Source organism: Pseudomonas sp. CFBP 8772 (genome assembly GCF_014841665.1).
Lineage (GTDB): Bacteria > Pseudomonadota > Gammaproteobacteria > Pseudomonadales > Pseudomonadaceae > Aquipseudomonas > Aquipseudomonas graminis_B.
In genome coordinates this window covers 87,169-99,892 of record NZ_JACYUI010000008.1, presented here as the reverse complement: position 1 = coordinate 99,892, position 12,724 = coordinate 87,169, and the positions used below count along the sequence as shown (strand labels likewise).

At 62.4% G+C, this 12,724-nt stretch carries 11 protein-coding genes; 7 read left to right on the top strand and 4 right to left on the bottom strand.

Annotation, left to right across the window (positions count from 1 at the left end):
- The first annotated feature begins 111 nt into the window (after positions 1-111).
- From IFT99_RS17160 to fabF, 7 genes are all read left to right on the top strand, one after another.
- Complete coding sequence (locus IFT99_RS17160) at positions 112-1,485, top strand: phosphomannomutase/phosphoglucomutase (protein ID WP_065992989.1); 1,374 nt, start codon at positions 112-114, stop codon at positions 1,483-1,485.
- Between the two features lie 123 nt (positions 1,486-1,608).
- On the top strand, positions 1,609-2,577 hold the full coding sequence (locus IFT99_RS17155) for an NAD-dependent epimerase/dehydratase family protein (RefSeq protein WP_192134053.1): 969 nt from the start codon (positions 1,609-1,611) through the stop codon (positions 2,575-2,577).
- A complete protein-coding gene (locus IFT99_RS17150) occupies positions 2,574-3,590 on the top strand; it encodes an MraY family glycosyltransferase (protein WP_192133786.1) in 1,017 nt (338 codons plus the stop codon). Before IFT99_RS17155 ends, IFT99_RS17150 begins: the two co-directional genes overlap by 4 nt.
- A 109-nt stretch (positions 3,591-3,699) precedes the next feature.
- A complete protein-coding gene (locus tag IFT99_RS17145; RefSeq protein WP_065992994.1) occupies positions 3,700-5,694 on the top strand; it encodes a polysaccharide biosynthesis protein in 1,995 nt (664 codons plus the stop codon).
- Positions 5,695-5,891: 197 nt separating this feature from the next.
- A complete protein-coding gene (locus IFT99_RS17140; protein WP_192133784.1) occupies positions 5,892-6,224 on the top strand; it encodes a ComEA family DNA-binding protein in 333 nt (110 codons plus the stop codon).
- A gap of 167 nt (positions 6,225-6,391) precedes the next feature.
- Complete coding sequence (locus tag IFT99_RS17135) at positions 6,392-7,195, top strand: SDR family NAD(P)-dependent oxidoreductase (protein ID WP_192133782.1); 804 nt, start codon at positions 6,392-6,394, stop codon at positions 7,193-7,195.
- A 40-nt stretch (positions 7,196-7,235) separates the two neighbouring features.
- Positions 7,236-8,525 (top strand): beta-ketoacyl-ACP synthase II, encoded by a 1,290-nt coding sequence (fabF, locus tag IFT99_RS17130; protein WP_192133780.1) that lies wholly within the window; start codon positions 7,236-7,238, stop codon positions 8,523-8,525.
- Positions 8,526-8,571: 46 nt separating this feature from the next.
- Here the strand turns inward: fabF and IFT99_RS17125 are convergent, their stop codons facing one another.
- The 4 genes from IFT99_RS17125 to dsbD all read right to left on the bottom strand — a co-directional run bounded on the left by IFT99_RS17125 (position 8,572) and on the right by dsbD (position 12,711).
- The gene (locus IFT99_RS17125; RefSeq protein ID WP_192133778.1) at positions 8,572-9,135 is read right to left on the bottom strand and encodes a TetR/AcrR family transcriptional regulator; all 564 of its coding nucleotides are present in this window, start codon (positions 9,133-9,135) and stop codon (positions 8,572-8,574) included.
- Positions 9,136-9,284: 149 nt separating this feature from the next.
- Positions 9,285-10,052, bottom strand: coding sequence for a thiol:disulfide interchange protein DsbG (gene dsbG / locus IFT99_RS17120; RefSeq protein ID WP_446731141.1), 768 nt, complete (start codon positions 10,050-10,052; stop codon positions 9,285-9,287).
- Positions 10,049-10,924 carry a TlpA family protein disulfide reductase gene (locus IFT99_RS17115; protein WP_192133776.1) on the bottom strand — a complete coding sequence of 292 codons (876 nt, stop codon included), beginning with the start codon at positions 10,922-10,924 and terminating at the stop codon, positions 10,049-10,051. Before IFT99_RS17115 ends, dsbG begins: the two co-directional genes overlap by 4 nt.
- Entirely contained in the window at positions 10,924-12,711 is a 1,788-nt protein-coding gene (gene dsbD / locus IFT99_RS17110; RefSeq protein WP_192133774.1) for a protein-disulfide reductase DsbD, read from the bottom strand. Before dsbD ends, IFT99_RS17115 begins: the two co-directional genes overlap by 1 nt.
- Positions 12,712-12,724 lie beyond the last annotated feature (13 nt).

The following is a 12,724-nucleotide window of genomic DNA, read 5'->3' as shown; positions in this document are numbered from 1 at the left end:
TAACCCACGCCTCAAGCTTTCAGGCGCGAGGGTTGCGTGCAGTTCTTCATTCGAGCTGCTTCTACTGAACAGAGGAACCTTCGGGTTTTTTCGTCGCATAGGTTTTTACACATGAATTCCGACTATCCCGCTCTTCAGACTCGCTGCTTCAAGGCCTACGACATCCGTGGTCAGGTGCCTAATGACCTTGACGATGACATCGCGTACCGCATCGGGCGGTCCATGGTTGTCGAACTGGGTGCCAAAAATATCGTCGTGGGCCGAGACATGCGTCTTGAAAGCCCGGCCTTGGCTCAAGCTTTGATCAAAGGCATCCAGGAAGCCGGCGCGGATGTCATCGACATCGGCCTGTGCGGCACCGAAGAAGTCTATTTCGCCACCAGCCACTACGAAGCAGACGGCGGCGTGATGGTCACGGCCAGTCATAACCCGAAGGGTTATAACGGCATGAAGCTGGTGCAAAAGTCGTCTCGTCCTATCAGCGGTGACACCGGCCTTGATGCCATTCGCCAGCGTGTCGATGCGGGCGATTTCGGTCAGGTTGCCGCCCAGCACGGCAGCGTTCAGTCCAAGCCGGACAAAACGGCCTACATTCAGCACCTGCTGACCTACGTCAAAGACGCCGATCTTCGTCCACTGAAGATCCTCGCTGATCCGGGCAATGGCGCGGTCGGTCCTGCACTGGAGGCGATCCGCTCCCAGCTGCCGTTCGAGTGGGTCATCATCAACGCCGAGCCGGATGGCAACTTCCCTAATGGCGTACCGAACCCGCTGCTGCCGGAAAACCGCAGCATCACCCGCGACGCGCTGCTCAAGCACGGTTGCGACCTGGGTCTGGCCTGGGACGGCGATTTCGACCGTTGCTTCTTCTTTGACGAGCAGGGCCGTTTCGTCGAGGGCTACTACCTGGTGGGCCTGCTGGCAGAAATGCTACTCAAGCAACACCCGGGCTCGAAAATCATTCACGACCCGCGCCTGACCTGGAACACCATTGATCAGGTCGAGCAGGCGGGCGGCACGCCGGTGCTGTGCAAAACCGGCCACGCCTTTATCAAGGAGCGCATGCGTCTTGAAGACGCCGTGTATGGCGGCGAAATGAGTGCGCACCACTACTTCCGCGATTTCGCCTATTGCGACAGCGGCATGATCCCGTGGCTGCTGGTCGCTGCACTGATGTCGGTGTCCGGCAAGAAGTTCTCGCAGCTGGTCGATGAGCGCATGGCGGCCTACCCGTGCAGCGGCGAGATCAACTACAAGGTCGACGACGTCAAATCCATCATCGCCAAGATCCTGGAGCACTACACGCCGTCCTGCTCGAACATCGACAGAACCGACGGCATCAGCCTTGAGTTCGCTGAGTGGCGTTTCAACCTGCGCGGTTCGAACACCGAGCCGTTGCTGCGTCTGAACGTCGAAAGCCGTCGTGATCCAGCCCTGGTCGAAGCCAAGGTGAAAGAGATCGAAGCGCTGATCAACGGCAAGTGATGCACTTGGCACGCGGTCCTGCTGACTGAATGGCAGGGCCGCGAGCCAATCGTCTACAATGGCGCCGCTGCCCCGCAGCGGCCGTCATGATTGACGACGGGTTCTTATGTGCATGGATCGGATATGACCAGAAAAATCCTGGTAACAGGCAGTTCGGGATTTTTGGGAACAGCGCTGGTTGACCACCTTGCACACCTGCCTGACACGCACATTGTTGCGGTCAGCCGACGGGCGATGCCCCATTCTTCTGCAAACGTCACGACGGCCACTGTTGCCGGGCTGACTGCCGACACCCCATGGCAAGCAGTGCTGCACGACGTCGATACGGTCGTTCATGCTGCAGCGCGGGTGCATGTCATGCACGACACCGCGGCTGACCCCCTTTCGCTGTACAGGGAGGTCAACACCCTCGGCACGCTGAACCTCGCTGCGCAGGCCGCCGCAGCCGGTGTCCGGCGCTTCATCTTTATCAGCACGATCAAGGTCAACGGCGAGTCCACTGCGCGGGGCCAATGCTTTCGTCCGGACGACGCGTCCAATCCGAGCGATCCCTACGCCATCTCCAAGCACGAAGCAGAACAGGGCCTTCTGGCGCTGGCAAAGACCTCTGCAATGGAGGTGGTGATCATCCGTCCGGTGCTGGTGTATGGGCCCGGCGTCAAGGCGAACTTCCTGCAACTGATGCGCACCCTGCGCAAAGGTGTGCCGTTGCCGCTCGGTTCGGTGAACAATGCGCGCAGCCTGGTCTCGCTGGACAATTTGATCGACCTGATCCGCGTCTGCATCGATCATCCTGCCGCCGCGAACCAGGTCTTTCTGGTCAGCGACGGCCGGGACCTGTCGACCACCGAACTGGCCGCCCGCCTCAAATCGCACATTGGGGCATCGGGTTGGCTTATTCCCGTCCCCGAATCCCTTATCATGCTCGGCGCCTCACTGTTGGGTCGCACATCGGCGGCCGAGCGGGTGCTGGGTTCGCTGCGGGTGGACATCAGCAAAAATCGCGAACGGTTGCAGTGGCAGCCCCCGGTGTCGGTAGAGGACGGCCTGAAAAAGACCGTCGAGCATTTTCTGGTTACGGATCGAGCATGAATTATTGGTGGGTCGCGGTTGCTGTTGGGGTGTTGTCGTTTGCGCTGACGCATGTATTGCGACGATATGCATTGCACAAGAGCCTGCTCGATATTCCCAACGGTAGAAGCTCTCATACGATCCCGACGCCACGGGGCGGCGGTGTGGCGATTGTCATCAGTTACCTGGTGGCACTGGTCTGGATGCTTTGTGCAGGGCTGATAGGGCGCGATCCGTTCCTGGCCATGTTCGGCGCGGGCGCAGTGATCGCGGCGCTGGGGTTTCTCGACGATCACGGCCACATCGCGGCGCGATGGCGCTTGTTGGGGCATTTCTTCGCCGCGGCGTGGGCGTTGTTCTGGCTGGGAGGTCTTCCGCCGATCAGCGTGTTCGGCATGACCCTCGCCCCGGGCTTGATCGTCAACGTGCTGGCGGCGTTTTACCTGGTCTGGCTGCTTAATCTGTACAACTTCATGGACGGCATCGACGGCATTGCCAGCGTTGAGGCGATCTGCGTCTGCGTCGGTGCGGCGATCATCTACGCCCTCAGCGGTGTCGCCACGCTGGTGTGGCTGCCGGTCCTGCTGGCGTGCGCAGTGGCGGGCTTTCTGGCCTGGAATTTCCCCCCGGCAAAGATCTTCATGGGCGACGCCGGCAGCGGGTTTCTCGGCATCATGCTCGGTTGTCTGTCGCTGCAGGGCGCGTGGATTTCCTCGCAGTTCTTGTGGGTATGGCTTATCCTCCTCGGGGTGTTCATCGTAGACGCTACCGTAACCCTCATCCGTCGGCTCATTCGGGGCGACAAGGTCTATGAGGCGCACAGAAGTCACGCTTATCAATTCGCCTCGCGCCGTTTTGGCAAGCACCTTCCCGTGACGTCCGCAGTTGGTGTAATCAATCTGTGCTGGCTGTTGCCGGTCGCTGTAGGTGTCACCCGTTTCGGGCTGGACGGGGCACTCGGCGTGATCATTGCTTACGCTCCATTGCTCGCCCTGGCAGTCATCTTCAAGGCAGGGGCGCTTGAAAAAAGCTGAGCGTGGACATTGGCGCTGATGCTGTTGATCCGATTCCCTTGCGGGACAGGAATCAATGGCCGGTGCAAGGGTCGACTGAAAGGAGTTTGAACGCGTGCTTGAGGGGACAATGGAGAAAATTCGCACTTCGCTGTTGGCGCTGCCTCGCCGGCACAAGCGGATCATGCAGGTCGCCGCAGACGTCTGTCTGATCTGGTTCGCGTTGTGGATGGCGTTCGTCGTTCGCCTGGGCATCGACGAGCTCATCAATCCCCTGGAAATCCATACCTGGCTGTTCGCAAGCGCCCCCGTGGTGGCCATCCCGCTGTTCATTCGGTTCGGCATGTACCGCGCGGTCATGCGTTATTTCGGCAACGACGCGCTGATCGCGATCATCAAAGCCGTCAGCCTTTCGGCCCTGATTCTCGGGGTCGTGGTCTACCTCTACAGCAACCACCAGCACGTTGTGCCACGATCGGTGATGTTCAATTACTGGTGGCTGAGCCTGGTGATGATCGGTGGCCTGCGGCTGGCCATGCGTCAGTACTTCCTCGGCGACTGGTTCTCTGCCGCTCGCCATGTGCCGTTCGCGACCCGTGACGATGGCCTGCCCAAAGTGGCCATTTACGGCGCCGGCGCGGCAGGTAATCAACTGGTTGCCGCCTTGCGCATGGGCCGGTCGATGCGCCCCGTGGCGTTTATCGATGACGACGACTCGATCTCCAACCGGGTCATTTCCGGGCTGCAGGTCTACAAGCCCAAGCACATTCAGCAGATGATCGATGTGACCGGCGCCCAGGAAATCCTGCTGGCGATTCCGTCGTCAGCCCGTGCGCGCCGCCGGGAAATTCTCGGCTTCCTCGAAGGCTTCCCGCTGCATGTTCGCAGCGTGCCGAATTTCTCTGATCTGGCCGCCGGGCGGGTGAAGGTCGACGATCTGCAGGAAGTCGACATCGCCGACCTGCTCGGCCGCGACGCCGTACCTGCCCAGGAAGAACTGCTCGAACACTGCATCAAGAACCAGTGCGTGCTGGTGACCGGGGCAGGGGGCTCGATCGGCTCGGAGCTGTGCCGGCAGATCCTGCTGCTGAAGCCGACCACGCTGCTGCTGCTCGATCACAGCGAATTCAACCTGTACACCATCCTCACCGAACTGGAGCGGCGGGTGGCCCGCGAGTCGCTCAAGGTCAAGTTGCTGCCGATCCTGGGCTCGATTCGCAATCACGCCAAGCTGCTGGACGTGATGAAGACCTGGCAGGTCAACACGGTCTACCACGCAGCGGCCTACAAGCATGTGCCGATGGTCGAGCACAACATCGCCGAGGGTGTGCTCAACAACGTGGTCGGTACGCTGAATGCGGCCCAAGCCGCGCTGCAGGCCGGCGTGGCGAACTTCGTGTTGATCTCCACCGACAAGGCCGTGCGCCCGACCAATGTGATGGGCAGCACCAAGCGCCTGGCCGAGCTGACGTTGCAGGCACTGAGCCGGGAAACCGCGCCGGTGATGTTCGGCGACCGCTCCAATGTGCATCAGGTCAACAAGACCCGATTCATCATGGTGCGATTCGGCAATGTGCTGGGGTCGTCCGGTTCGGTGATCCCGCTGTTCCATCAGCAGATCAAATCCGGTGGGCCGCTGACGGTCACGCACCCGAAAATCACCCGCTACTTCATGACCATTCCGGAAGCGGCGCAGTTGGTGATCCAGGCCGGTTCCATGGGGCAGGGCGGCGACGTGTTCGTGCTCGACATGGGCGAGCCGGTGCGCATCATCGAGTTGGCCGAGAAGATGGTGCATCTGTCGGGCCTGAGCATCCGCTCGGAACACAACCCCCAGGGCGACATTGCCATCGAGTTCACCGGACTGCGGCCTGGCGAGAAGCTCTATGAGGAGCTGCTGATCGGCAACAATGTGGCAGCGACTCGCCACCCGATGATCATGAGCGCCCAGGAAGACTTCCTCACGTGGGACGTCTTCAAGCAAAGCCTTTCGCAGCTGCTCAAGGCGTTGGACGACGATGATTACACCCGCGTGCGGCAGATCCTCGGGGACACCGTCAGTGGCTATGCGCCCGAGGGCGATATCGTTGACTGGATTCATCAGCAGCGTCGTCGGGAACCCTGAGTACACGCACACCGGAAACCTTTTCTTACGCAGCCAAATGATCGCTGAAACGGGCGCCAGGCCGCTGTGCACGGAGCCTGCGAGACAGGACATATCCGGTCACCGATCCCTGCGTTGACGCACTGCCGCCATCGGCTAGGTTTGGGAAGCAGCTCAGGAATGCTGCTTCCACTTACGATGCCGATGGAGCATGACTCATGCGTACTTCTTACCTGTCCTCTCTGATCTTCGCACTGCTCGCGAGTACGTCCCTCGCCGTGACTGCCGCCCCTGCCGCCACCCCGCCTGAAGCCGCCAAACCTGCCATGTCCGCGCCGGCGGGCATGCAGGACGCCAAGGTCAATCTCAACAGCGCGAGTGCGGAAACCCTGCAGAAAGAGCTGTCCGGCATTGGCGCCGCGAAGGCCAACGCCATCGTCGCTTACCGTGAAGAACACGGCGGCTTCACGGCGGTGGACGAGTTGCTCGAAGTGAAGGGCATCGGCAAAGCGCTGCTGGACAAGAACCGCGACAAGCTGTCGATCAACTAAAACCCTGTGAGCAAAGGCCGATCACTGATCGGTCTTTTTTATGCCTGCAATAAACCAGGGCTGGCCAATCACGCACGACATGAAAAATGTCGACTGACATATTATTTTTTAAATTACGGATGTAATATCTCTCCGCCGCTACGCTTACCTTCCCACGGAGAACGTTCATGACGACTCAGACTCAAGGCAAAGCTGTCATCACCGGCGCCTCGTCGGGCATTGGCTTCACTTACGCGGACCGGCTGGCGCGGCGCGGATTCGATCTGGTGCTGGTGGCCCGTGACCAGGCGCGGCTGGAAGCACTGGCAACCGATCTGCGCGCAAAGCATTCGATCCACGTCGAGGTGGTGAAAGCCGACCTGACCCAGCCCGACGACGTCAGCGTTCTCGAGCAGCGTTTGCGCTCGGACGCATCGGTCACTTTGCTGGTGAACAACGCCGGGGTTGCACTGAGTACGCCCCTTGCCGAATCGGATCTGGGCGAGGTGGACCGCCTGATTCAACTCAATATCGTGGCGCTGACCCATCTGGCATCAGCCGCAGCGGCCGGTTTCGCGGCGCGCGGCACCGGGGCGATCATCAATATCGCTTCCGTTGTGCCCATGCTGCCGGAGCGCTTCAACGCGGTGTACACGGCCAGCAAGGCCTATGTGTTGAGCCTGACCCAGTCGCTGGCCGCCGAGATGAACGAACGGGGCGTGCAGGTTCAGGCGGTGATGCCCGGTGCCACACGCACTGAAATCTGGGAGCGCGCGGGCATGGACATCAACGCCTTCCCGCCGGAAATGGTCATGGACGTCAACGAAATGGTCGACGCCGCGTTGGCCGGGTTTGATCAGCAGGAGCGGGTGACCATTCCGTCGCTGCCCGACGCCGCGCACTGGCAGGCGTTCACCCAGGCACGCCTGGCGCTGGGCCCGAATCTGTCGCTGCAGCACGCGGCGCAGCGTTACAAAACGGCTGGCGCGTAAGGGTGCCGGCCACTGCCAAAAACGAGGAGAAGGTGAACCCATGAGTGAGCGTCGCATCGTAGTGACGGGTATGGGGCTGGTAACGCCATTGGGCTCCGGCGTCGAAGCGGTATGGAAGCGGTTGCTCGAAGGCCGCTCCGGCATTGTGCAGTTGCCTGAGGGGACGGTGGCTGATTTGCCGGGCAAAGTCGGCGGCCCGGTGCCGACACTGGAGCAAGACCCTGAAGCCGGGTTCGATGCTGACGCTGCGGCGCCGCCCAAAGAGCAGAAGAAGATGGACCGCTTCATCTTGTTCGCCCTGGGTGCTGCGCAACAGGCGGTCACGCAGGCGGGCTGGGCACCGTCCACCGAAGAGGAGCGCGAACGCACCGCGACCATCATCGGCGCCGGCGTCGGTGGATTCGGCGCCATCGCCGAGGCCGTGCGCATTACGGACAGCCGCGGGCCGCGGCGCTTGTCGCCGTTCACCATTCCGTCGTTTCTGGTCAATCTGGCAGCCGGGCATGTGTCGATCCAGCACGGTTTCAAAGGCCCGTTGGGCGCGCCGGTCACTGCATGTGCAGCGGGTGTCCAGGCGATCGGCGATGCCGCGCGGCTGATTCGCAACGGGGAGGCGGACGTGGCCATCTGCGGTGGCGCCGAAGCCTGTATCGACCGCGTCGCCCTGGGCGGTTTTGCGGCCGCCCGTGCGCTCTCCCATGGCTTCAACGACACGCCTGCGCGCGCTTCGCGGCCCTTCGACCGTGACCGCGACGGCTTCGTCATGGGCGAAGGCGCGGGGATCATCGTTATCGAAACCCTGGAGCACGCACTTGCCCGCGGTGCAACGCCCATCGTCGAGCTGGTCGGCTACGGCACCAGCGCGGACGCTTATCATCTGACTGCAGGGCCGGAGGATGGCAGTGGCGCGCGTCGAGCGATGCAGGCAGCGATCCGTCAGGCGGGCATCCAGCCGGCCGACGTCCAGCACGTCAACGCCCACGCCACGTCCACCCCGGTGGGCGACAAGGGTGAAATGGCGGCGATCAAAACGGTGTTTGGTGACCAGAATGGCGTTGCCGTGACATCAACCAAGTCCGCCACCGGGCACCTGCTCGGCGCAGCAGGCGGGATCGAGGCGATCTTCACGGCCTTGGCGATCCGCGATCAGATCGCGCCGATGACCCTCAATCTGGAGAACCCGGACGAGGCGGCGGTGGGCATCGACATCGTCCGCGGCAAGGCGCGCCCGATGAACATCGAGTACGCGCTGTCGAACGGTTTTGGCTTCGGGGGCGTGAACGCCAGCGTGCTGTTCCGTCGCTGGCATCCCCTGAGAAGGCATCAGTGAAACAAACGTAACGCTTCCCTGCCGAGAAAGGGCAGGGAAGTGAGCGTCAGCCCTCGATCAGTTGCTTGAGCTGATCGCGGGTGGTTTCCAGAATCCGCTCGGCCAGCGCCGGATCCTTTGCGCTGCGCGCCAGCACCATCGCCCCTACCAGCCCGGACATCAGCATGACGCTCTTGTCGCTGCTCTGCCCATCGGCCGGCATGCCTGCATCAAGGGTTGCGAGCATGCGGTGGATCAACTCGTCGGTGATCTCGCTCGGTTGCCCGCGCTGGCCCAGCTCGGACGCCATGGTCGGCAACGGGCAGCCCTTTTCCGGGTGATCGCGATGGGCGGTCGACAGGTACAGGTCGATGAACGTCTGGGTCGAGTTGTCTTCGGCCAGTTTCTCGGCGCGTGCGGCCTGCAGCTGGTCGACGGCGCAGCGCAGGGATTTCTCGACCAGGTCGTCCTTGGATTTGAAGTGGGCATAAAAACCACCGTGGGTCAGGCCCAATGCCTTCATCAACGGCTGCAAACCGGTGGCGCCGATGCCGTCACGGCGAAAGCGTGCGGCGGCTTCCTGAAGGATGCGCTGGTGGGTCTGGGCTTTGTGATCTTCGGCGTAACGCATGGAGCGAGCCTCCCGAGTGTGGCTCTTGAAATGGTGGTCGACATTTTTACACGGATGACAGGCCGGTGCAGTACCCGCGTTGAAACACGAGCTGCCACCGGTCAGAGCGCGCCGTCCACCACCGCCCGCTCACGACGGCGGATAGCCGGCTATTTTGGCCCCATCATTTTCGCCAGCGCCTCAGGCCGGGGTGCGCCTTGTTGCTGCTGAAGGTGCCCGGCCTCGTCCTTGTAGAAAATCGACGGCGTGGCGGAAAGGCCCATGTCTTCCATCAGTTTCATGTTGGCGTCGAGCTTGGCCTGGATGTCTTTGGGGATGTTCTGCATGGCCTTGAGCGTGCTGGCTTTGCCCGCCTGCTCGTGGTTCTGCAGGGCCAGTTCCGGGTTCGCGTCGGCCAGCAGGCTCGCGGCTTTGGCGGCGCTGTCCTCGCGGATCACGCCGACCATGATGTGGCGCAGTTGCACTTTGCCTGATTTGACCCAAGGCCGCGCCTGCTCCCAGAACAGGTTGCAGTACGGGCAGTTGGCGTCGCTGAACAGGTAGATGATTTTCGGCGCAGTCTTTGCGCCGTCGGCGATCCAGGTGCTGTTTTCCAAGCGGCCCCACATCGCCTCGGCCATCGGCCCATAGACCAGCTTCTGCAGGGGCGCGGTGCTCAGGTCCTCGCCCTTTTCATTGAACAGGTTGCCGGCCAGCACATGCTTGCCGTCCGGGGTCAGGTACAGCGCCATGCCCTGATTCTGGTACTCGGCGGCGTAGCCCTTCAGTCCTGCCGGCGCGTCGAAGCTGCCTTTGATGGTTGCGCCCTTGGCTTCCAGCGCCTTGACCGGGGCGGGCAGTTCTTCGGCGTGGGCCAGTGCGCCTGGCAGGCTGAGCGAAACGGCGATAGCGATGAGCGCAGGGCGCATGATGTTCATGGGGTGGTCCTCTGTTGCGAAGAAGGGGGTGACGAAGGCTGTGAAGACGTCGGTGAAGAAGCGCTCGGCGGCTGGCTGAAGCCGTCCAGGTAATGGGTGAGGCTGGCGCTGGACAGTTCGCCCAGATGCCCGTCCAGTTGACGGCCGTTCATCCCGTAAAACAGCGTGGTGGGCAGGGCGGCTGAACCGGCACGGCGACCCAGTTCGCCGCTGTCATCGAACAGCACGTTGTCCAGTTGCAGACCCTGGCTGCTGAGAAACGTCGCCACTTCATGGGGGCTTTCTCCCTGATTGACGAACAGAAATACGACGTCGGGATTGGCCTGCTGCGCGGCTTGCAGCACGGGCATTTCCCGCCGGCACGGCGGGCACCACGTCGCCCACAGGTTGATCACCAGTTTGCGGCCTGTGTAATCGCGCAGCTGCACGGACTCGCCGGCGCCGTTGCGCAGCGTCAGATCCGGCAGCGGGACATCCCGACGCAGGCTTTCAATGGCCAGACTACTCAGCCACCAGAACAGCAACCCGCTGGCGACGCCCCATCCCAGTGGCCTGCGCTGCAATGGTCGGCGCCAAGCGATGACAGCGGCACCGACCACAGCGGCGATGACACCGGGCCAGGGACTGAACCCGCCGTCGCGGACATCAACGATGCGCAGCAGGTCGCTTTTATACTGCGCCCAGTAGCGCGCGACGAACGCCAGACGCGCCACCAGCAGTCCGAACATAAACAGGCCGAAGACGGCGCGTTCCGGGTTTATTCGCTGCTTGCGGCCACTGATCCAGCCGACCAAAGTCGCCAGCGCCAGGGCAACAAGCAGCAGCAAATGATTAAGCGACAGGGCGAACGGCCCCACGGAAAAACTCAGCATCAGTCGCGCCCCCGGGTGGTTTGCCAGTGCTGCAAAAAGCCTTCGAGGCCCACTTCGCCGGTGATACGCCGGTCGCGTCGTTCGCTGCCGTCCGGTGCGATCCACACCAGCGTCGGCGGCCCGGGCACGTTGAAACGATCAAGCAGCGCCCGGCTGGCGTCGTTGTCGGCCGTAACATCGAGGCGCAGCAGGCGCACGCCGTCCAAGGCCTGCAGGGTTTCAGCTTTGGCGAACACGGTCTTTTCCATGATTTTGCAGGACACGCACCAGTCAGCGTAATAGTCGACCAGCACCCACTGCCCAGCGGCTGCTGCAGCGGCGAGTTCCCGGTCCAGGGCCTGCGGTTCCTTGATCGTGGTGAACGCGTCATGGGCCGCGCTTGGGGTGGATGATTTCGACCCGCTGTAGACCTTGAGCGGTTGCCAGGGGTCGTCGCCACCCGCCGCCGCGCCGATCACCATCATCATGCCCCACAGGCCTACGAGCAGACCGACGGGTGCGCAGAGGCGTGAGGCGCGTTGCAACGTCCGGGTGTGCACGATGGCGCTGTAGGCAAAGATGATCAGCAATGCGCCGAACAGCCCCAACCACAGTACCTCGGCGAGCAACGGCCGAATCATGATCAGCGCGGTGCCCAGCAACAGGAAGCCGAAGAGGCCTTTTATCAGATTCATCCAGGCGCCCGGTTTTGGCAGAAAGCGCGTGCCGACCGTGACCAGCAGCAACAGTGGCAGGCCCATGCCCACGCCCATGACGAACAACACCAGCGCGCCGTGCAGCGCATTGCCGCTCTGGGCGATATACAGCAGGGCGCCGGCCAGTGGGGCGGTCATGCACGGGCCGATCATCAGTCCCGACAGCGCGCCGAGGGCAGAGGCGCCCAACAGACTGCCGCCTGGGCGCTGACGCCCGGCCTTCTCCAGACGGTCGCGCAGGAAGCCCGGCAACTGCAGCTCGAAGAAGCCGAACATCGGCAGCGCCAGCACCACAAACAGCACCGCGAAACTGCCCGGCAGCCACGGCTGTTGCAGGGTCGATTGCAGGTTGCTGCCCAACAGCGCGGCGACCACGCCCAGCCCGGCGTAGATCGTCGCCATGCTCAGCACGTAAACGCTCGCCAGCGCTAAGCCCCGGGCGGGTCTTGCGCCGCTGCCGACCACCACGCCGGCCAGGATCGGCAGCATCGGCAGTGAACACGGCGTGAACGCCAGCAGCAGACCCAACCCGAAAAACGCCAGCAGGCTCAGGGCCAGTGAACGCTGCGCCAGGCCACTCGCCAGTGCCTCGTCCTCTGCCTGATTGCCGACGTTGTTGCCTTTTTCAGTGCTGGCCGGTTGCGCGTTGCCGCTGCCCACATCAACGAGCTGGCTTTGCGGTGGATAGCACAACCCGGCATCGGCGCAGCCCTGCCAGCTCACTTTGATCTGACCGTTGGCCGAGGCCGGGATTGTCAGTTCAAGGGCCTGCCGATAGACCTGCTGCTGGCCGAAATACTCGTCGTGATGGTCCTCGCCGGTCGGCAGGCCGGGCTGCTGTTCCTGGCTCAGTCCGTCGAACTTGAGCCGTTGCTGATACAGGTAATAACCGTCCGCAATCTGCCAGTACAGGCGGGTTTGCCCGGACGCCAGTCGCTCCGAGGTAAAAATGAAGGCGTCCTTCGCCGACAGAAAATCAGGCTTCTCGCTGAAGAGTGAAGGACCGGATTTCGCCGGGAAGGGATCCCCGCCGGGCACTGCCTGCGCCAGTAACGGGATCAGCATCAGAATCATCAACCACAACCTACGCATGCTCACCTTCCAA

What these genes read in the sequence shown, in the direction of transcription:
- IFT99_RS17160 (WP_065992989.1), top strand. Translation starts at nt 112, where the DNA reads ATGAATTCCGACTATCCCGCTCTTCAGACTCGCTGCTTCAAGGCCTAC.
- IFT99_RS17155 (WP_192134053.1), top strand. Translation starts at nt 1,609, where the DNA reads ATGACCAGAAAAATCCTGGTAACAGGCAGTTCGGGATTTTTGGGAACA.
- IFT99_RS17150 (WP_192133786.1), top strand. Translation starts at nt 2,574, where the DNA reads ATGAATTATTGGTGGGTCGCGGTTGCTGTTGGGGTGTTGTCGTTTGCG.
- IFT99_RS17145 (WP_065992994.1), top strand. Translation starts at nt 3,700, where the DNA reads ATGGAGAAAATTCGCACTTCGCTGTTGGCGCTGCCTCGCCGGCACAAG.
- IFT99_RS17140 (WP_192133784.1), top strand. Translation starts at nt 5,892, where the DNA reads ATGCGTACTTCTTACCTGTCCTCTCTGATCTTCGCACTGCTCGCGAGT.
- IFT99_RS17135 (WP_192133782.1), top strand. Translation starts at nt 6,392, where the DNA reads ATGACGACTCAGACTCAAGGCAAAGCTGTCATCACCGGCGCCTCGTCG.
- fabF (WP_192133780.1), top strand. Translation starts at nt 7,236, where the DNA reads ATGAGTGAGCGTCGCATCGTAGTGACGGGTATGGGGCTGGTAACGCCA.
- IFT99_RS17125 (WP_192133778.1), bottom strand. Translation starts at nt 9,135, where the DNA reads ATGCGTTACGCCGAAGATCACAAAGCCCAGACCCACCAGCGCATCCTT.
- dsbG (WP_446731141.1), bottom strand. Translation starts at nt 10,052, where the DNA reads ATGAACATCATGCGCCCTGCGCTCATCGCTATCGCCGTTTCGCTCAGC.
- IFT99_RS17115 (WP_192133776.1), bottom strand. Translation starts at nt 10,924, where the DNA reads ATGCTGAGTTTTTCCGTGGGGCCGTTCGCCCTGTCGCTTAATCATTTG.
- dsbD (WP_192133774.1), bottom strand. Translation starts at nt 12,711, where the DNA reads ATGCGTAGGTTGTGGTTGATGATTCTGATGCTGATCCCGTTACTGGCG.